Annotated in this window: 27 protein-coding genes; 9 read left to right on the top strand and 18 right to left on the bottom strand. The window is 41.5% G+C overall.

What is annotated here, in order from left to right; all coding sequences use genetic code 11:
* Positions 1-387 carry a hypothetical protein gene (locus tag EXW93_RS06810; RefSeq protein ID WP_174316210.1) on the top strand — a complete coding sequence of 129 codons (387 nt, stop codon included), beginning with the start codon at positions 1-3 and terminating at the stop codon, positions 385-387.
* 76 nt (positions 388-463) lie between these two features.
* Here the strand turns inward: EXW93_RS06810 and sstT are convergent, their stop codons facing one another.
* The 6 genes from sstT to EXW93_RS06780 form a co-directional block, all read right to left on the bottom strand.
* A complete protein-coding gene (gene sstT / locus EXW93_RS06805) occupies positions 464-1,735 on the bottom strand; it encodes a serine/threonine transporter SstT (protein WP_023468078.1) in 1,272 nt (423 codons plus the stop codon).
* 326 nt (positions 1,736-2,061) lie between these two features.
* Positions 2,062-2,370: a hypothetical protein gene (locus EXW93_RS06800; RefSeq protein WP_174316209.1), complete on the bottom strand. Its 309-nt coding sequence runs from the start codon at positions 2,368-2,370 to the stop codon at positions 2,062-2,064.
* Between the two features lie 102 nt (positions 2,371-2,472).
* Complete coding sequence (locus tag EXW93_RS06795; RefSeq protein ID WP_174316208.1) at positions 2,473-3,153, bottom strand: hypothetical protein; 681 nt, start codon at positions 3,151-3,153, stop codon at positions 2,473-2,475.
* Positions 3,125-3,769, bottom strand: coding sequence for a hypothetical protein (locus tag EXW93_RS06790; protein WP_174316207.1), 645 nt, complete (start codon positions 3,767-3,769; stop codon positions 3,125-3,127). The genes EXW93_RS06795 and EXW93_RS06790 overlap by 29 nt, the downstream gene beginning before the upstream one ends.
* Before the next feature lie 43 nt (positions 3,770-3,812).
* A complete protein-coding gene (locus EXW93_RS06785; protein ID WP_174316206.1) occupies positions 3,813-4,070 on the bottom strand; it encodes a hypothetical protein in 258 nt (85 codons plus the stop codon).
* Between the two features lie 279 nt (positions 4,071-4,349).
* On the bottom strand, positions 4,350-4,682 hold the full coding sequence (locus EXW93_RS06780; RefSeq protein WP_371811121.1) for a hypothetical protein: 333 nt from the start codon (positions 4,680-4,682) through the stop codon (positions 4,350-4,352).
* Between the two features lie 76 nt (positions 4,683-4,758).
* Here EXW93_RS06780 and EXW93_RS06775 point away from each other — a divergent pair, with 76 nt between their 5' ends.
* The 8 genes from EXW93_RS06775 (at position 4,759) to EXW93_RS06740 (ending at position 10,125) form a co-directional block, all read left to right on the top strand.
* Complete coding sequence (locus EXW93_RS06775; RefSeq protein ID WP_174316205.1) at positions 4,759-5,310, top strand: hypothetical protein; 552 nt, start codon at positions 4,759-4,761, stop codon at positions 5,308-5,310.
* A gap of 214 nt (positions 5,311-5,524) precedes the next feature.
* On the top strand, positions 5,525-5,854 hold the full coding sequence (locus tag EXW93_RS06770) for a winged helix-turn-helix transcriptional regulator (protein WP_035397757.1): 330 nt from the start codon (positions 5,525-5,527) through the stop codon (positions 5,852-5,854).
* Between the two features lie 217 nt (positions 5,855-6,071).
* Positions 6,072-6,911 carry an aldo/keto reductase gene (locus EXW93_RS06765; RefSeq protein ID WP_174316204.1) on the top strand — a complete coding sequence of 280 codons (840 nt, stop codon included), beginning with the start codon at positions 6,072-6,074 and terminating at the stop codon, positions 6,909-6,911.
* 41 nt (positions 6,912-6,952) lie between these two features.
* Positions 6,953-7,429, top strand: coding sequence for a heme-degrading domain-containing protein (locus EXW93_RS06760; protein ID WP_174316203.1), 477 nt, complete (start codon positions 6,953-6,955; stop codon positions 7,427-7,429).
* The gene (locus EXW93_RS06755) at positions 7,429-7,926 is read left to right on the top strand and encodes a tautomerase family protein (RefSeq protein ID WP_174316202.1); all 498 of its coding nucleotides are present in this window, start codon (positions 7,429-7,431) and stop codon (positions 7,924-7,926) included. The genes EXW93_RS06760 and EXW93_RS06755 overlap by 1 nt, the downstream gene beginning before the upstream one ends.
* A gap of 256 nt (positions 7,927-8,182) precedes the next feature.
* Positions 8,183-9,133 carry a DUF2268 domain-containing putative Zn-dependent protease gene (locus tag EXW93_RS06750; RefSeq protein WP_174316201.1) on the top strand — a complete coding sequence of 317 codons (951 nt, stop codon included), beginning with the start codon at positions 8,183-8,185 and terminating at the stop codon, positions 9,131-9,133.
* 500 nt (positions 9,134-9,633) lie between these two features.
* Positions 9,634-9,858: a type II toxin-antitoxin system RelB family antitoxin gene (relB, locus tag EXW93_RS06745; RefSeq protein ID WP_174316200.1), complete on the top strand. Its 225-nt coding sequence runs from the start codon at positions 9,634-9,636 to the stop codon at positions 9,856-9,858.
* A gap of 78 nt (positions 9,859-9,936) precedes the next feature.
* Positions 9,937-10,125: a type II toxin-antitoxin system RelE family toxin gene (locus EXW93_RS06740; RefSeq protein ID WP_254606188.1), complete on the top strand. Its 189-nt coding sequence runs from the start codon at positions 9,937-9,939 to the stop codon at positions 10,123-10,125.
* Positions 10,126-10,253: 128 nt separating this feature from the next.
* Here the strand turns inward: EXW93_RS06740 and EXW93_RS06735 are convergent, their stop codons facing one another.
* The 12 genes from EXW93_RS06735 to EXW93_RS06680 form a co-directional block, all read right to left on the bottom strand.
* Complete coding sequence (locus EXW93_RS06735; RefSeq protein ID WP_174316199.1) at positions 10,254-10,823, bottom strand: suppressor of fused domain protein; 570 nt, start codon at positions 10,821-10,823, stop codon at positions 10,254-10,256.
* A gap of 217 nt (positions 10,824-11,040) precedes the next feature.
* Positions 11,041-11,475 carry a hypothetical protein gene (locus tag EXW93_RS06730; RefSeq protein ID WP_058265349.1) on the bottom strand — a complete coding sequence of 145 codons (435 nt, stop codon included), beginning with the start codon at positions 11,473-11,475 and terminating at the stop codon, positions 11,041-11,043.
* 33 nt (positions 11,476-11,508) lie between these two features.
* Positions 11,509-12,285 carry a hypothetical protein gene (locus EXW93_RS06725; protein ID WP_254606187.1) on the bottom strand — a complete coding sequence of 259 codons (777 nt, stop codon included), beginning with the start codon at positions 12,283-12,285 and terminating at the stop codon, positions 11,509-11,511.
* Positions 12,275-12,442 (bottom strand): hypothetical protein, encoded by a 168-nt coding sequence (locus EXW93_RS06720; protein WP_167368361.1) that lies wholly within the window; start codon positions 12,440-12,442, stop codon positions 12,275-12,277. The genes EXW93_RS06725 and EXW93_RS06720 overlap by 11 nt, the downstream gene beginning before the upstream one ends.
* A gap of 14 nt (positions 12,443-12,456) precedes the next feature.
* Positions 12,457-13,461 (bottom strand): DUF2716 domain-containing protein, encoded by a 1,005-nt coding sequence (locus EXW93_RS16390; protein WP_083639895.1) that lies wholly within the window; start codon positions 13,459-13,461, stop codon positions 12,457-12,459.
* 89 nt (positions 13,462-13,550) lie between these two features.
* Positions 13,551-14,033: a DUF2691 family protein gene (locus EXW93_RS06710; RefSeq protein WP_174316198.1), complete on the bottom strand. Its 483-nt coding sequence runs from the start codon at positions 14,031-14,033 to the stop codon at positions 13,551-13,553.
* A 22-nt stretch (positions 14,034-14,055) separates the two neighbouring features.
* Positions 14,056-14,688 (bottom strand): hypothetical protein, encoded by a 633-nt coding sequence (locus EXW93_RS06705; RefSeq protein ID WP_174316197.1) that lies wholly within the window; start codon positions 14,686-14,688, stop codon positions 14,056-14,058.
* A gap of 15 nt (positions 14,689-14,703) precedes the next feature.
* Positions 14,704-15,183: a hypothetical protein gene (locus EXW93_RS06700; RefSeq protein WP_174316196.1), complete on the bottom strand. Its 480-nt coding sequence runs from the start codon at positions 15,181-15,183 to the stop codon at positions 14,704-14,706.
* A 10-nt stretch (positions 15,184-15,193) separates the two neighbouring features.
* Entirely contained in the window at positions 15,194-16,366 is a 1,173-nt protein-coding gene (locus EXW93_RS06695) for an SMI1/KNR4 family protein (RefSeq protein WP_035397796.1), read from the bottom strand.
* Positions 16,367-16,428: 62 nt separating this feature from the next.
* Positions 16,429-16,935, bottom strand: coding sequence for a hypothetical protein (locus EXW93_RS06690; protein WP_145981735.1), 507 nt, complete (start codon positions 16,933-16,935; stop codon positions 16,429-16,431).
* 24 nt (positions 16,936-16,959) lie between these two features.
* Positions 16,960-17,103 carry a hypothetical protein gene (locus tag EXW93_RS06685; protein WP_158408689.1) on the bottom strand — a complete coding sequence of 48 codons (144 nt, stop codon included), beginning with the start codon at positions 17,101-17,103 and terminating at the stop codon, positions 16,960-16,962.
* Between the two features lie 21 nt (positions 17,104-17,124).
* Positions 17,125-17,703, bottom strand: a complete 579-nt coding sequence (locus EXW93_RS06680; RefSeq protein WP_035397798.1) for a hypothetical protein — start codon at positions 17,701-17,703, stop codon at positions 17,125-17,127.
* Positions 17,704-17,734: the final 31 nt, after the last annotated feature.

Below are 17,734 nucleotides of genomic sequence, written 5' to 3'. Positions count from 1 at the left end.
ATGAAAAAAGTCGTTTTATCATTCGCTTTCTCGATTATGACGGTATGGATATTAGTTGGTTATAATAATGAAGAGATAATGCAAAGTACTAGTGAAAAACCGACGGCATCCGAAGTATTGAGCGAAGATGCTAAAGCAGACATTTTTCAATTCAATGATACGATCTACAAATCAGACGTAGCATGGGCAGAAAAAACCGAAGTCACTCAGAATGAAAAAGTTGGAGAAATTAAAAGAAGAAGTTCGGATAAAGACGCTTTTGATAATGGGACTGCTACGAAACTCTATAAGGGTACCGTCCTATACTCTACTAAAGAAAGAAATGACATTTTGCTAGTGAGTTTCAATGGGAAATTAAAAAAGTACGTTGCTTTAGGAGAAGGTTAATTTGTCTATAAGAAAAGGCATCCTCAGCTAAGGATGCCTTTTCTTATTTAGATCATGCTGATAATTGAGAAGCTAATCAGCCGTTGACGACTTTTTCAGATACATCTTCATTCATCGACTGACGATTGATCGAGAGCGTTTCTCCCTCTTTAAGTCGTTTTCGATATTCTGCTGTCGCCGTGAATAAGACATCTGTTGACGAGTTGAGTGCTGTCTCAAACGAATCTTGTAACACACTGACTAGAACACCCGCTGCTACGACTTGCATCGCAATGTCATTCGGAATCCCGAATAAGCTACATGCGAGCGGAATCAAGAGGAGCGAACCGCCAGCGACACCGGATGCGCCACATGCGCAAACGGCAGCGAGAACACTCAAGATGATGGCTGTCGGAAGGTCGACTGGGATACCGAGCGTATGAACCGCTGCTAACGTTAAGACGGAAATCGTGATGGCCGCTCCCGCCATATTGATTGTGGCACCGAGCGGAATCGAGATCCCGTACGTCTCTTTATCGAGGTCAAGTTTCTTACATAATTCCATGTTGACCGGAATGTTTGCAGCTGAGCTTCGTGTGAAGAAAGCGGTAATTCCACTCTCCCGGATACATTTGAAGACGAGTGGGTATGGATTCTGACGAACGTTGATGAACACGATGAGAGGATTAACAATGAGTGCTACGACAAGCATCGTGCCAATCAATACCAATAATAAATTCCCGTAATCGAGCAATGAAGAAAGACCGTTTTCCGTAACAGAACCAATGACGATTCCCATGATACCAAGAGGAGCCAATTTGATGACCCATCCGACCATTTTCGCAATGGCGTCAGAGAAATTCGAGATGAATGTCTTCGTCGTATCGGACGCATTTTTTAAAGCGATTCCTAACACGATCGCCCAAGTCAGAATGCCAATGTAGTTCGCTTGGATGAGCGCATTGACTGGATTATCAACCATGTTTAAGACGAGTTTCTGAAGAACTTCAACCGTGTTCCCCGGAGCAGCCAATTGTTCCGCACCTTCTGTTAATCGAATGTTCACTGGGAAAAGGAAACTAACGATGACCGCAATGGCTCCCGCTAGGAACGTCCCAAGCAGATACAAGAAAATGATCGATTTCATATTCGTCTGCTGTCCTTTTTTATGCTGCACGATTGATGCCATAACTAAGAAAAAGACTAAAATCGGCGCGACTGCCTTCAGGGAAGAAATAAATAAAGTCCCAAAAATGGTCAAGGATTTCGCCGCTTCAGGAATCGTGACGGCTAAAATAATACCCACGATCAAGCCAATCGCGATTTGTTTCACTAAACTGATTTGGTTCCACATCTTCAACACTTTCATACGTTCCCCTCCAGGCTTACAAAAAATAAGTTATTTAGAATTCGAAAAACGATGACTTCTCTCTTCTACTCAAAAGGATGAATAGTCTAGTCATTCACTTTTCTAAAAATTCTCGCAGTTTGTTGTGTTCTATTCTTGCATAAATCGTGTGAAATAAAAACTAGTTTTTTGCAAGAAATATAATTCCTTTTACTGGATGTTGAATTAGCATACGAATGCAATCGATTGCATAATTACAAAAAAAGTAGAAGAAGAGACATGCCTCCTTCTACTTCATTATGTAAACTAAATCTTTTTTTAAGTGTTAATTATCCTTTCTTTACTTTTCAAGAGATCGTTGTTTTTTTGCGTTTGACGATCAACAAAACGATCACGAATAGAAACTCAAGGATTGTAAAGATGCCGACGAAGAAATAGACGACTAACACCTGACTAATCCCATCGACAGCAATCGTGTAAAACCACAGTAATGAAATGACCGTCGTATAAAGAAGATTGATGATTGTTCCACTAATCAGACTAGCTTTCAAACTTTTCTTACTCCGCGCCTGGCTCACGATGATGATGATGGCACCGATCACCCAGACGATGAGTATGAGTTCAAGGATAGTCTTATCGTTCCATTGTACATCCATGATTTACTCTCCTTTTCAATAGGCTGATTGAATGCGATTGATACCTATATTTTACAGCAATACAAACTCTTCTAGCCTTATGAAAGTTAAGCAAATAAGTTTTTAAAGATCCAAATCAGAATAGTCTTTCATTTTCCTAACCCGAACACTTTCCTCCTGACCGATTTGATCGGTTTCTTTCAAACGGTGCTGAACGACGAGCAACACCAATACGATCGCAGATAGCACACAAATTGTCGCATAATATGGGTGTGTAAATCGCTCCAACTCAATCGCCGATAGCACCTGTAAGATTGTCAATCCCGCAAGCATCCCGTGAAAATACCTTTGATAGTTGCGCGGTATTCCTGGCTGTCTGAACGTCTCATACCAAATGTATAAGCCAAGTCCGAACGCGAGTCCGTTCAGGATCGGCGAAGGAAGGAGGAAGAGAAGAATGCCGAGACCAAGCATCAACCAAGCGTATCGAATAGCGGGCTTAAAGAAAGCAGGATCGAGCTGCGCTTCCTCTTCCTCGATGACGGGCGCTGCTTTCTCCGCTTCGGTCAATGGTCGAAAACCAAGGGCTTCTTTCGCTTCCGCTAACTCAAGCATTCGTTTCTTCATCCCGAAATAAAACGGAAAACGTTCTTTGACGACCTCCCCTTCATCCGTTTGACCATCCGCTTGCTCTTGCACGGATACCTGATACAGCGTGCGCCCCATCCGGTAACTGACCCAGTAGTCGGTCGCTTGACCATTGTCGCGCTTGAGTTCAATCACCTTCGTTTGTCGATTCGTCATGATATGTGATTCCTTTCGTCGCAAGTTCCTGTAATTGTCCTGACGCATATAACAGGAGAATGAACCCTGAAATGAGACAGACCGATCCGTTAATCGAGAGATTGATTGGTGATAAATAGTTTTTTGATGAGCCCGCTAAGGCGAACATGAAAAGTGCTCCTGACCAGCGATACATGCGAGTACGTGCAGATTTTCCTTCGAGATGCATCGGCCAGAAAATCATCAGAACGACGAGTGTTATGTATCCTGGAATCGGCAAGATATCAGTCAGCGTCAGTAATCCACTGAATAAGATCAATAGAGCGCTTAAAATACGCAACTTTATGATTCGTCGGTCGGCTCGAAAATCCATCGCTTCAGACAGAGCAAAAGGTGACCGGATGTATCCATCGTCTAACTTTTCACGGACCCACGTTTTTTTCTGCCGATACGCGAGGAACGGATTTTTGAAAACAATCCGCTTCGTTGCGGACTCTTCATTCGTTTCCATCGTATCCCCGCTATCGATTGCCTGCTCTTTTCGGGCAACACCTTCCCGGCAGAATAAAGTGCGCCCCTCTTGGTGAAAGACGATGTGATGCACACGATCGTCGATTTGTTTTACTAATTGAATCATGATTTGTGCTCCCTTTATCTTACTTTCTACATTCTTATAGGTCTCACCATGCTGCGCTGACAGCGTATAGTATGAACAGTCCACCTAAGACACAGACGTAACCATAATGTCTGACGGTCAACGAACAAAATAGGATGACGCCAATTGACAAAATGATACTGAGTACGAATGAATCTACCGTGTCGACACTATCCCCGTGTCCTTCTAACGGTGTCTTTTTCGCATACTTTGAGCGGATGAAATAGATGCCTAACGTCAACAAGAATATCCCGACACCAAGTCCAAGAAACGGTACCACCATCGACGTCTCCTCCGACATATGTATTCTTTGAATATATTTGTTTCATGAAGTTATTATACAACTATTAATTACGATATTTTCCTTTATTAAGTTTCATTGGAATTTTTCTATGTCTGGTCTATATTTATGATGTTTGGCGTATGATTTTTTCTTTTATATCTCGATTTTTCACAAAAGGAGTGCAAAACTATGTACGCTTCCATCGCACCAGTCTGCACTCCTATTTCGCATTGATGTATTCACTTTTCTTATGTAAGATTCTTGTCCGAAAAAATCAGGTCATGGACCTGTACCACAAGAGACCGCATACTTTTCTTCACTCACCTTCTTCGAATAACAGACAAAAGGAGTTCCGCCTGTTTCACTTTTCCAATGGTACCAAAACATATGGTAACGCTCCGCTTGTGGATCTTGTTCCGTAATGATTGCAAAGTAACTTTGATAGAAATAGCCTTCTTTATAAAGTTGGTGTCTTAGAGCACCTCTCGGCGAAGCATCCGTAAACAGAACCGGTGATAGGATCGGCATGAGTAGTACGATGATAGCTAGCGTTCCGAAACATATCAGGACTATTTTCTTTCTGTTCTTTTTCTTAGAATTCGATTTACCCATCTTTTTCAACCTTTCCTTTTTTGGTTTTTTTTGTTATATAGTAACATTATCCATACAACAGAAAGAGGTTTTGATATTGAAGAAAACTATTTTATTATCACTCTCTTTAGGTGTACTTCTATCTTCTGGCTTTTTGATCAGTAACGCAATAGCGACTTCTAATATTTCACAGGAAAAATCTGAAAGCACGATTTCAAAGGAGCAAGCCTTCACTTTTTTCACGAAAGTCCTGGAGCAACAAAAGGCAGATTTTTTAAACAATACACCGTTAGCACACACCAATCAATCGAGATTATCTTCACGCGACGAGGCTGTATTAATTTTTCTATCTAGTACAAAAGTGGATAAAAAACAGCTACATTCATTTAGTTATAAAATTTCTAACGTAAAAGTGTACTCCGAAAATCAACGAAATTACGCTGAAGCTTATGTAACACGAACTTTTAACTTCGGAAGTGGGCTTGAAACGGGTTTAGGTGATACATTAGTGCTTGAAATCCAATCAAGTCCAGATGATTTAAAAGGACCGTCCCACACCATTTCCTCGAGTAAATCAACGAGTGAAGTAAATGAGAAGTTCTCTGTTGATGAATTTTTAGAAAAGTATGAAGCAGAGGCAACAAAATAAAATAACGTACAGCTACGTCTAAGAAAATTTACATCGGATATTTTGCTAACGTCATGCTTTACAACACGAGTAATGCTCAGTACTAGTTGATATAGTCATACGAGTTCACTTCTTTTGAATAAAGTACAACTTATGCTATATTTCGTTTTGGTAATTCTTTTAACGAAGGAATCAGTCATTGTATTTTAATTTTATGGATAAAGGAGTTATCGTGTTGAGTAAATTTAGTATTCCTGTCGAAGCTGCTTTAAAAGTAATCGGCGGGAAATGGAAAGTCGTCATCTTGTGCCACTTGTTTAAAGATAAGTACCGGACGAGTGAGTTGAAACGCCTCATGCCGAATGTCTCTCAAAAAATGCTGGTCCAGCAATTAAGAGAATTAGAACAGGACGGTGTCATTCGACGTGTCATCTATCACCAAGCTCCACCTAAGGTCGAATATGAGTTAACGGACTATGGACGATCATTAAAATCGACCATGGATGTCTTATGTGACTGGGGAGAGCAACATCTCCAAAATGAACACTTGAAGAATAGCTGTTAATTTTTCTGTACTTCCCTAAACAGCCCTGCATTTTCGAATGCAGGGCTGTTTGCTGTTTGATTTTTTTTACTTCCCTCGCCCCTGTGATTTAGGAAAAGTCACTTTTTGGTGACTATGGAACTTTAAAGTGCCGTCTTCTTATTTCTGATTGCTCCCGATATGATGATGTCACACAGACAGCATGATTTTTTTGCTGTAATTTTGATAAAGGAGCTAGATGAATATGAAAATCTCTACAGTACGGTTAAACAATGGCGTGGACATGCCACAAGTCGGATATGGCGTATTTCGTGTCGAGGACGGTGCGGATCTCGAGCAAGCGGTCGTTACTGCGATTCGCGAAGGCTATCGTAGTATCGATACTGCAGCCATCTATGGTAACGAACAAAGTGTCGGCAGAGGCATTGCGAAAGCTATCGAAGAAGGACTCGTAACACGCGAAGAACTATTCGTGACATCAAAAGTCTGGAATGCACATGGATCATATGAAGAAACACTTGTTGCTTACGCAGAATCCTTAGAAAAAATGCAGTTGGAGTACCTCGATCTCTACTTGATCCATTGGCCAGGGAAAGCCAAGTATCAAGCTCCTTGGAAAGCACTTGAAGAATTGGTTCAAACGGACAAGGTCCGCGCGATTGGTGTGAGTAATTTTCAAATCCACCATCTCGAAGACTTACTGCAACATGCATCCATCATACCTGTCGTCAATCAAATCGAACTCCATCCGAAGCTAACTCAGTCAGAGTTGCGTCAATTCTGCAGTGAACATGGGATTCAAATTGAAGCCTGGTCACCGCTTATGAATGCGGAACTTCTAGAAAATGAGGTCATTCAGGAGCTCGCTACACAATACAAAAAATCAGCTGCTCAAATCATTCTACGATGGGATATTCAGCAGGGCATCATCACGATTCCTAAGTCCATGACGCCTTCACGGATGCAAGAAAATCTGCGCATCACTGATTTCGAAATCCTTCCAGAAGATATGGAACGATTAAACCAATTGAATGAGAATCTTCGGAGTGGACCGGATCCAGATACGTTTGACTTTTAATCAATACAGAGACTCTATCTTCTCTGAAAAGGAGCTTATCGATGTCGATCGAAGACTTGATACAACAAACACAACAGGAAGAACATACTTTACGTTTTAAGCGATTCGCACACGATGATATCTTTCCGTTAGGATTGACCTTGATTCAAGAAGCACAGAAAAACAACGTATCCATCGCCATTGATATTACCGTCAATGGTACGTCGATGTTCCATTATAAGATGCCAGGTACGACCCGTATCAACGGCGAATGGATCGAACGAAAAAAACGAGTCGTCGACTACCATCTTCACAGTTCTTACTTCATGCAATTACGATCTGCACGTAGTGAGATGACGTATAACGAGGAACATCGATTAGACTCAAGCTTTGCTGCTTTCGGTGGTTCTTTCCCGATCATACTCGATGGTGGACTGATTGTCGGAATGATCACCGTTTCAGGGTTAACTCCTGAAGAAGATCATGAGATCGTAGTAAATGCATTGCGTACTTATCTAAACGAACGGGAGGTGCTCTGATGCCATTACTTTCTCTAAATACTTGGCCAGTGATGTCACGTGATACGAAACGACAACTCATCCATCAACTGACGAATACAACGGTCGAGACACTGAACATGATTCCTGACAAGATTCGAGTCATGATTCACGAACAAAAACCAGAAAACTTTGGAAAAGCGGGTGCCATGGCATCCGACCCAACCTTTTCTTCCGATAGTCGCATAACAAATTGGCAGACACGAACGTCTTATGCAACTGACGCCACTCCGGTCGTAGGAATGGCTATCTTGACGATCGATGTGTGGGATACGTTCGATCAAGAAACAAAAGATGCTTGGGTGAATAAGTTAACTGAAGTTCTCTCGCTTTTCACCCATGCACCGGGAGATAAGATATTGATTCTTATTCGAGAAATGCCCCCAGGAAATTGGGCGCAAAACGGTGTCACAGGTATCCATGAAGAGTTTTTAACGAAAAGCAGAAGAATTGAGTGTTCCACATTCATAAAGCTGTAGATGTAAGTAAAAAAGTCACCGTACTAGGTGGCTTTTTTACTTACATGAAGGTCGAAGAGATAGACATCCTGTCTAAGACAAGTAGTAATAGTTCTTATCCCTTCACTTAGTATATAGAAACATAACACATGTATTTTCGACTCTAAAATTACATATTTTGACTATAAAGAGACAGAATGTTATCTTTATTATAGTGATTATTTATTTTTTAAATAATATTCCAGGATATTCATGTATGTGTTGAAGGGATGATTATATGTTGAAAAGAATACTTATACCTTTTTTATGTGTTCCTTTAGTCGTTTTAACCGCATGTTCAGAAGAAAGTCAAAGCGAAAAATTTAAATCGGAGTCCATTGAAATCAACAATGACAGTGAAGTGAATATCGTTCCTCTTTACTCCCCCTATCAAAAATACTTAAAAGCTTCACTAAAAGATAATGATATTGAAGTGAGTAAACAAAATTACATAAAATATGTTCTAAACGATATCGATAAAACGGGTGAAAAAGAAGATTTTGATACTACTTCTTTAAAAGGTTTCTTCATGCTGCAATCGACTGCTTATCAGCAAGCACTGCTTGATCGAATCGATGCTCTGGAAGAACGACAAGACGAGATTAAAAAAATCATCACAAAAAACTACACTGCTGCGCATAAAGTCCTTCCAAAGAAAAAGAGTACGATTTTCATCGTACCGATTAACTCGGAATATACGACGATGACCGAACCGATGGGTGGAGTAGCAGCAGGAACGTACAAAGATGCGGTCGTGCTCTATCTGGCGGAAGATTTTGATAAGGATGCTCTCGCCTATACCGTTGCACATGAATACCATCATTTAATCCTTCAAGATAGACCAGAATATCAGATGAATAAATTACTCGATTCGGTCATTGTTGAGGGAAAAGCAGATGCTTTTGCTGATCGAGTCTTAAAAAATGTGAAGGCCCCGTGGGATGAACCCATGGATGATACGACAATCAAACATGTCGCAAAGTTGATTCAAACTGGTGAAGCTACTTACGAGGACCTCGTAGGCGGTAGTCCTCAAAAAGACATCCCCCGGTGGAGTAACTACAATTTAGGACACGATATCCTCAATCATTATTTTAAATTACATCCAGATTCTAAAATAGAGGAATGGTCCTTTAAAGGTGAAGCTGATCTTTTGAAAGGATACAAATACCAAAAGTTACTTCAGTGAGAAAAGTATATTTTTGATATATTCCATAAAAAACAGACAGATGAAATAACAAGAACAGCTTACGTGTCCTAGGGAAATTTCTCTACCGAGCTCAATAACATCTTAATATGGACCAATATCTATGACAAAAAAAAGATCAAGGTACAGCTGCTTTAAACAGATCTGTATCTTGATCTTTCTTCAATTTTAAACATTTTTTGTTTTCTTGTAATAGATACACGGCGCCGTCTGATGCATATCCTGTTTTCGCAAACGAGGAGAATGAAAGAACTTATAATGATCATCGCCTCCCTAAACATGGTCAAAACAAAGACAAATGACTATGTTTACTTCAATTTGAATATGATTTCATTCACTTTTTTTAGATTTAATCGTACCCATCTGAAATATTTACAATTCAAATTTCAGCCTTCAAGGAGTCATTATTCAAGATTATCGACTAATTCTATATACTAAAACCTTAATTTGTATTTCAATGTATTACAAAGGAGTTGATAATCATGAGTACCATTTCTGTACGTCTGGATGAAGAGGATACACGACTCATCAAGGAATATGCGAAGGCAAAGAACATCACGATTTCTACACTAGTTCGCGATGCCGCCCTCGACTACATCGAAGGCGAAATCGATTTACAACTCTATCATGATTCCATATCAGTGCACCGTAAAAAATCAAAAGCGATCTCTTTCGACGCCATGATGAAGGAACTCGGTTTAAAATGATAGCATATACAGTAGAATTTGAGCGCGGAGCTCAAAGGTCTCTCAAGAAGATGAATCCCCCAAAAGGCGCGGATCATCATGTCCTGGATCAAGAAGAACCTTGTTGGAACGGATAATCGGTGTCGTCATGGTAAAGGACTCATATCGCACCACTCAGGTGAATGGCGGAATCGCATCGGCGACTATTGTCTGATTGCTGACATCCAAGATGAAAAAGTCATAATCTTGATTCTTGAAATCGGACATCGTAGGGATATCTATAAATAAGATGACTAGAACTTACGTACGTTTAAAGTGATCTAGTCTTAAATTTTGAGGAAATACGAAACACCTCTTGAATAGTACACTTAAAAAAAAGTACTAACATCAGAGGTGTTTTTGCTTCTTTACTTTCTTTAGATTAAAGGTTTACGGTTAAAATCTACTAACTCATCTGTCTCAAACAAAAGATCTTCAAATTGATCCGCTCCGTGTTTTTCAATATATTTCTCCTCAGATTCAAAAATCGGTACGAACCAGACTGGCAATACGGTATCTGGCTCATTCCCAACATTAGAATCTGTTTCAAATAGGAAGAAGGATTCATCAAAGTACACAGGACTTGTAACATAAACAGAGGAGAACTGATACTTTTCAAATATTCCTTCAGGGAGTGGATAATACTCTGCTGCATCAAATGCATGTCCTGTTCTCATAGCGTATTCAGCCAATTGCCAGAGTAGAAAAATGATCTCATCCTGAACGTCTGGTTGTTCCGCTGACATCATTATTTCTTGATGCATCAGTGAACCGTCTTCCATTTGGAGTGGATGAAAAAGTAATCCAAGGGATGCAATCGTATAGGTTTCATTAAATGGTGCATCTTTGAGTTTCAAGATTTGGACGTTCTTTCGTTCAAGTTCCTCGATTGGAAATGCTTCCGTGAATTCTCCGCAATGCTGTTCTAAATGATCAAGATAATTCATTAAATAAATCTCCATTAAAATTTATGATTACTTGCTTCTAATTACAGCGTTCATATTCAAAAATCGCCCACCGAAGCCATAAGACTGCTTCTGTCACCTCGCCTAATTCATTACAATAATCCTGAGTCAATACTTACGCAAGTCCACGCCATCGCAGATATCGTCTATGCACAAGGGTGAACCAAATAAACTGAAGCCGCTGTGGATCAGCGGCTTTTTAGTTTTTACTCTGTTTCGTGATCAAAATATGCGTTCTTTCAGGAATCTCAATGTCTTCTAACTGATCAAGTTCCAAAGATAGTGTCATACTTTTTACTTTTGGATAGTACTCTTCCCCAATCCAACATGTATACAATTCGAACGATTCACCCTCGTCTAAGAAGTCATTCATGAACGTAAACAGATAACGTAGCTTTTCTTTCGACTCCAGTGCAATTTCAGAATCAAAAGGTTCAACGATCTCGATGCCCCAGTTACTCGAAATTTCATATACATACCATTTGTGAAAATGCTTCGTTTTTACTTCATACAGACAGTCTTCATCCGCAAAACAGGGACCGATATATAAAGGAACGGTCTCATCTTCTTCATATAAATTGAGATACTGTTCAGGAATTTGTCTCTCCATACAAATATATGACGCTAAGCTCATTATGCTTCCTCCTTATGTATGATGTTTCCATCGTTAGTTGAAAAACGTCTTTCGATCGTCCATCTTTCCAAAATGAGCGATCTTTCCATTCGTACAAAAGTGATCGAGCATGCCAAATCGATTCGTTGCATCGCGGGTCACGATGAAGTTATAGGGCATCAATAACGAGAATTCAGACATGAAGTCTTCAAGCGTTTGCCGTGCGGGACGTGCATCTCTCGAAAAAAATCCTGGCGTGAATTCTTTTCGATTCAGCAAATGCAATAAACATTCTTCAAATACCGCTTGCCAATTGGAGTCGTGCAACGTCAACACGTGAATCGAACCATCATTATCTAGAACATCCCGACCACAAAAGACAATCTCGACTGGAAACGTGACATGCGGTAAAACTGCATCGAAAAAGTTCTCATACTCTGTTCCAACGTCATCAAGCTCCTCATACGCGACTCCATACATCGAGACACAATCGTTCGTGACTCGGACGATTCCTTGTCCTTGTTTTTGGATAATGAGCGTCACTTCTGCTTTAGTCGCCATTTCCTGCTGTTCGATGACAAGGTGTTCGAGAAATCTTTCAAGCTTTGAGTCGTCGGTCATAATCATGTGAGATCGGACCGTCCAATCTGAAAAATCGTCGATGTTTGGATTCTGCTTGAGTGGTCGTTCCAGTAACTTTACTTCAAATGGATACGAATGCTGACTTACTTGAAGACGGACGAGGTCTTGCCAATCATCGCGTGGTAGCAGTTCCCGGAACACATCGATCCACTCGTTTCGGTCAAGTAGCATCCTATTCTTATTTTTCATCTTTCATCCGACCTTCTAGTTTGCTACAAAGATAGCCCACGATATGTTCATGCGTCGTCCGTTCTTCAAGATCATCATTGTCAACTAATTCATTGATTGTCTCCGAGATGACCTGCCATAATGCGGTTCCGTGATACTCGTCGTATGGTGTTCTCACTTCCGGTCCTCCTTTTATCCTCTTCGGATTTCATTCGAAAAACTCTCCGTTCTTTGAAACGCAGAGATCATGTCTTCTCCAAACAACGTGATGCTACCCTCCCACGGGTGACCGAGATATCCCCAGCGAAAATCACGAGCGATGAAAAAGGAGTAATCGCCATCTGGAACTGCTGGAATCATCCAGTCTCCTTCTTCATTGCGAAGAAACGGATGTCTTGGGTCGATCCAATACCCTTGATGATTCCAATCGAGCGCCATGACGCGTTCTCCTTCAACACTTAGCTCGATCAGAATACGCTTTAACGTTTGCTCGATTTCTTCGCTTTTTTCATAATCCACTTCGTATGTAATGAACGGACTCGGGGCATGGTATGAGGGGAAAACTGTCGTACTGGGTGCGAATTGAAATTGTTGATCAATGACGTGCCATATCTTCTCGTCCTCCGCTTGCGTCATCGGAATCCAGCTCCATGGTTTACCTTCACCAATCAAATCGAACGTCGCTCCTTGAGGATATAGAACGGTGTACGCTGCTCCTTCTTGTACTGCAATTTTTGGTTCGTCTTGTACATCGCGTGCTTTCGTCTCTTCAAAAATTAGTGCAATGGCTGCCTCGACATCAAGGACATGGTAAAAGATATTCGTCGTACCGCTACCGATATCTCCCCCTTCGCAGTAGCCGTTCCCCGTATGAAGCAAACCATCATTGATTACTTCTTCCATCATGTAACGTCGCTCGAGCGCTGTTTCTTCCTGATCCTTTTCATAAGAAAACTGGACGATTAATTCCCGGTAATCTGTCTCGTTCAGCTCGCGATAGCCTTGACGTTCAAACTTCTCGATCAGCTGCAAAATCTGTACACCTAATCGTTTGAAGCGCGAGACACGCATTTGCTTTACGTTTTCTGCTTTCACCCACGCTCCAACGATTCCTTGATGTTGAACGATGAGGCGTCCCTCTGTATAGATTGTTTGGTAGAGCGTATCCGAGCCGTTTTGTTTTGTCAGTTGGATCATGAGTAGTTTCGCTCCTCCATCAACAGTTCGTAGTTCATGTCTCTTATCTTGAACGTTTAGCTTTTACATCTGTTCGTCTGAACAGTGTCTTATTCAGCCCATACCGACAAACGAGTCCGAGGATCATTGTCATCGGTCACCCACTTGATTCCGGTATACCCACGTTTCATCGCATTCTCATAAAATGCTTCAGATACGTGCTGCTCCTTGCAATAGATATCGACGTACATGCAGTCATATACCAAAATCGCGATTTGACAATTGCTTTCCTGAAACCACTCATAACTTGTTCCCACTTCTTCAGTCTGACCACTTTGAAATGCAAACAATTCAGCAAAGATCAAGTAATTGCTTGGTCCCCTTAGCCATTTCGCTAGTTCATGTCCTGTCGCTATCCGATCGATTGAAAACTCTTCTAAACTGTCATACAACTCCCCACCCATGGTTTGGATCGGAAAATCAAAGTTACGAAGAAACCAATCATACGCCTTCATTTCAATCGCACTTAATATGTCGAGCAAGACACGTCCCGGTTCATTCGGAATTTCAAACGATACGCCACGCAGACTCATCGAATTCCTTCTTTCTACATTGTTATAAGAAAGCTGCCGTATAAAAACACTGTAGTTCCTGTTCTTCACTCGAACTTCCCCATGTGCAGATGGCATAACCTTGTGCGGTTAGTGTCGTGACCATCTCGACAACTGGTAAGTTTCCACTTTCTGTTAAGCCAATCTCGAGCACCTGATCAAGTAACTCCTGACAGTGTGACGGTCGATCATGATTCGCACAAATAATGGTATACATAGCTGGAGAATCACTAATCATCTCGATAGCTGTTGTGAGCTGTTCGATACCAAATTCAGCAATCCCAACGTAGTACGGTTCTTTCCCCACTTGGACCAGTACTTCTATTCGAGAGGTGAAGCCCTCGAGCATCTCTTCTCGTTCGAGTAGACGCCACAGCTTGTAATAATCAAAGATTCTTTTGGACTGAAACTCATTTCTGACACACACTACTACATAAAAGCGATACGTGCTTAGCGCATGCTTTTTCGCTAGCTCATCACGGAACATCTCACTACTGATTTGTTTGAACTGGACGATATCTTCTGGAAACAAAAGCATCTCACCGACCACACATAGACAGCGAATTGATGAACTCGCATCCGCAAGCCATGGAAAGATGCGTGTCGCATCGCTATGCTCTTCAAGATACGTTTTCATGAAGTATCTCCTTTTTCATTCCCATTGACACGTTACGCTTTGATTGGTTTCAAATCGTAGATGTACGAGTTCATTTGTTTTGAGATTAGACAGTTTCAGCGAACTTTGAGCTTCATTCGTATAAGGCCATTCGAATCTGACACCTTCGATTTTCTTCAGTAAAAAATATGCCCAGTGCCGATTGTATTCATTTTCGGATAGGACATCCCATAACGCATCTTCACAATGATTCGCCTCGTAGACATATAATTTCATGACCGTGTTCTCCGATATCACGTGTAACCCCGCGAATACAGGAGGATTCGGAATTCGCGGTTTTTGAATGACCAAGGTATAGCCCTCTTTCAGAAGATGATTCAATTGTTCTCGGCTATCCGGAAGCTCCTCTTCGATGACGGAAGCCGGCAGTTCTCTGATGCGAATCGGCAGACCCACCTCATATTCAAAGGGATCTTCGAGTGCGAGTAAGTCTTCACGAGAATAGATTATTTTCATGATATTATCCTCACATTCTTTTATGTAGTGCTTTCAGATTACACGCGCGCCATGCATCACGGATGATATCTTGGAAAGTCGTTGCCTTCGGTTTGAGTTTCAACGTTCTATAATCGAAGCGATAGACGGCTTCGTCTGGACGCTCTTTCAATACTGCATAGTATTCGTCCTGTCTAAACGACGAGCCAAAAAAGAAATACTTGTCACGGATTGCATCGAACTCGGTTAACGCGTATTCATCGAGACTGTCCGAGAGATTGCCCTGGATCTCATGCGATAACCCGTTCCAGCTCGTTAGCGGTATACCGTATAAGTTCAACTCTTCGGTAAAACGTACACCGTTACATACCTTCAAAATACCTTTATACCACTCCGGAATCGCAAAATGATCGATCTCGAATGCTTGGATGCGGGCTTCTGGACAAGGACTCTCCACGGACACTTGATAGTTTTGGATGGAGGATGAATAATCATACAAATACAGCTTGTGCTCCACCTTCTCACCTTCGATTGGAATACTGTATTTCAAGGATTTTTGATCGTTCACATAAAATAGTCGCATCGCCTGAAGGATATTTGTAAGAAAGACATCGTCTGGTAAAGCAGTGTTCTGATGATTCAGTCGTGGAACTTCAACGTCTTCCAGCGATATTTCTTTCTCGTCATCGTGTTCTTCAAAAGCCTCATGTTCTCCGAGGACGATCGCAATCCCTGTCATGTCACCGTTTTCCCGTCGGACAAGGACTTCATAGTGTCCGTCCCCCATTAACTGAACGGCGACACCGAACGGAAACAGGAAGATTTCATCTTCCATCATTTCATCTGAGATTGCGATATAGAACGGATCGATTTCTTCGTCGAACTCTAGCGTATTTCGAATCTCCCAGTCGATGGCTTCCCGTCTCCCGTAATCCGCTGTGTTCATGACGACGAGTTGCGCTGAATCGACGACGACTAGATCGGATAGCGGTTCGAAATCGGATGGAGCTATCTCCGTTTTTTCGTTCACTGTTAGGTAAAGCAAATTGATTGATTCGAACTCATCTTCGTCATAGAAGACCGTCCAAATCGAACCTTGTTCAACTGGAATTGTCACGTTGTATTCTACATCCGGCTCAAGGAAAGCCGGATCCGAGACAATCAGATTCCCTTTGTGACTTGTAAACGTGCCTAGTTTTTTCATGTTAAATACCTCTTTCTTAAATATAACGGAGAGGACATTTCTAACTTGGTAATGCCATTGGATTAATCAAACTCAACCCTTGATTCTTGTTGCATGCGCCACTCCATGAATCCGGTGGTTTGCTCTTGCCGGAAACGAGTCCAATCCGTTAAGGTTTGATTCATCTTCTGCCATTCGTTAATACATTCCGATTTGAAAAGCGCATCTTCGAGTTGCTCGATTAGTAACCAAGCCACTGATAAGGTTGCTGCGTCCTCTTCTATTTCTCCTAAATACAAATCATCATCGAGATGGTGGAAAGAATACCAAAGTCCATACAAGTGATGATCAATCATCGTCTCGATCGCTAACTGCTCCCGTCTTCCCCCTCGTGTAATCGCCTCTTGTAAGTAGATGAAACGGTCATCTTCATCAAAGAAAAGACCATACCAGCGATACGGTCGGACGTCATCCGGCAACTCTTTCATCCACTTCTTCAAAGTCGGTTTTAGAAGACGTTCTTTTAGCGGATGAATCAAGAGGAACGAAGCGTCTGTCTCTCCTTCACAGGTAGATAATAACCAACTCACAAACGTCCGCTGTCGTTCGAAGTATCATGTATCCGCTTCTTCAATGAACCCCTCCATATGTAACAACCACGCTTTGCGCAAGCCTCGTTCTTTCGCAAGAAGAGCACTATGTAAACGTGGTACCTCAGAAACGGCAGGTTCTTGTAGTAACTTATCTAGAAGCGACATCTTTCATTTCCTTCTAAAATGTCATTGCTCCATTTTCATTTGTTGTCTCGTTTTTCGAAGATGAAACCAGAGGAGTAAACCCGTTCCAATCGACAGAACCGGAAATAGATGCGGGAAATACTGCTCTTGCCGAAAACTGACATGCATTAAGAAATAATCGACGAAACAGATGACACGTAGCCACATCGGAAACTGATCTTTACTAAGAAACGCTAAGAACATCAGAGTGATACCGATACCTAATACAACAAACGGTAATATAGTGAACGGTATCACGAACTGGAACAGACCGAGACCCAGAAGAAGATAAGCGAGCCAGGACGTCCGGCGGTGAAATTTCTCACGCTCTTTACGTCCGGGTTGCATCCTGTAAAAATCATCCTGCCTGTATCCTTCAGCCTGTTTCTCAGCAATCAATTCCTTCAGTCGTCGTTTAGCTTGACGCCGAAATGTATATCGTTCTTCAATTGAATCACTGACATCCTGATCGAGTTTCCATTGTTCGGTGACACCGTGATACATCTGGATTGTTCGACCATCCCGGTACATGAACCAGAAATAGATGATGCCATCCACTTGTTTACTGAGCGTGACAATCATTAAATTATCATCCTTATCAATTGAATTGGTC

Source organism: Exiguobacterium sp. JMULE1 (assembly GCF_013337175.1).
Lineage (GTDB): Bacteria > Bacillota > Bacilli > Exiguobacteriales > Exiguobacteriaceae > Exiguobacterium_A > Exiguobacterium_A indicum.
This window is presented reverse-complemented; position numbering and strand designations above follow the sequence as displayed.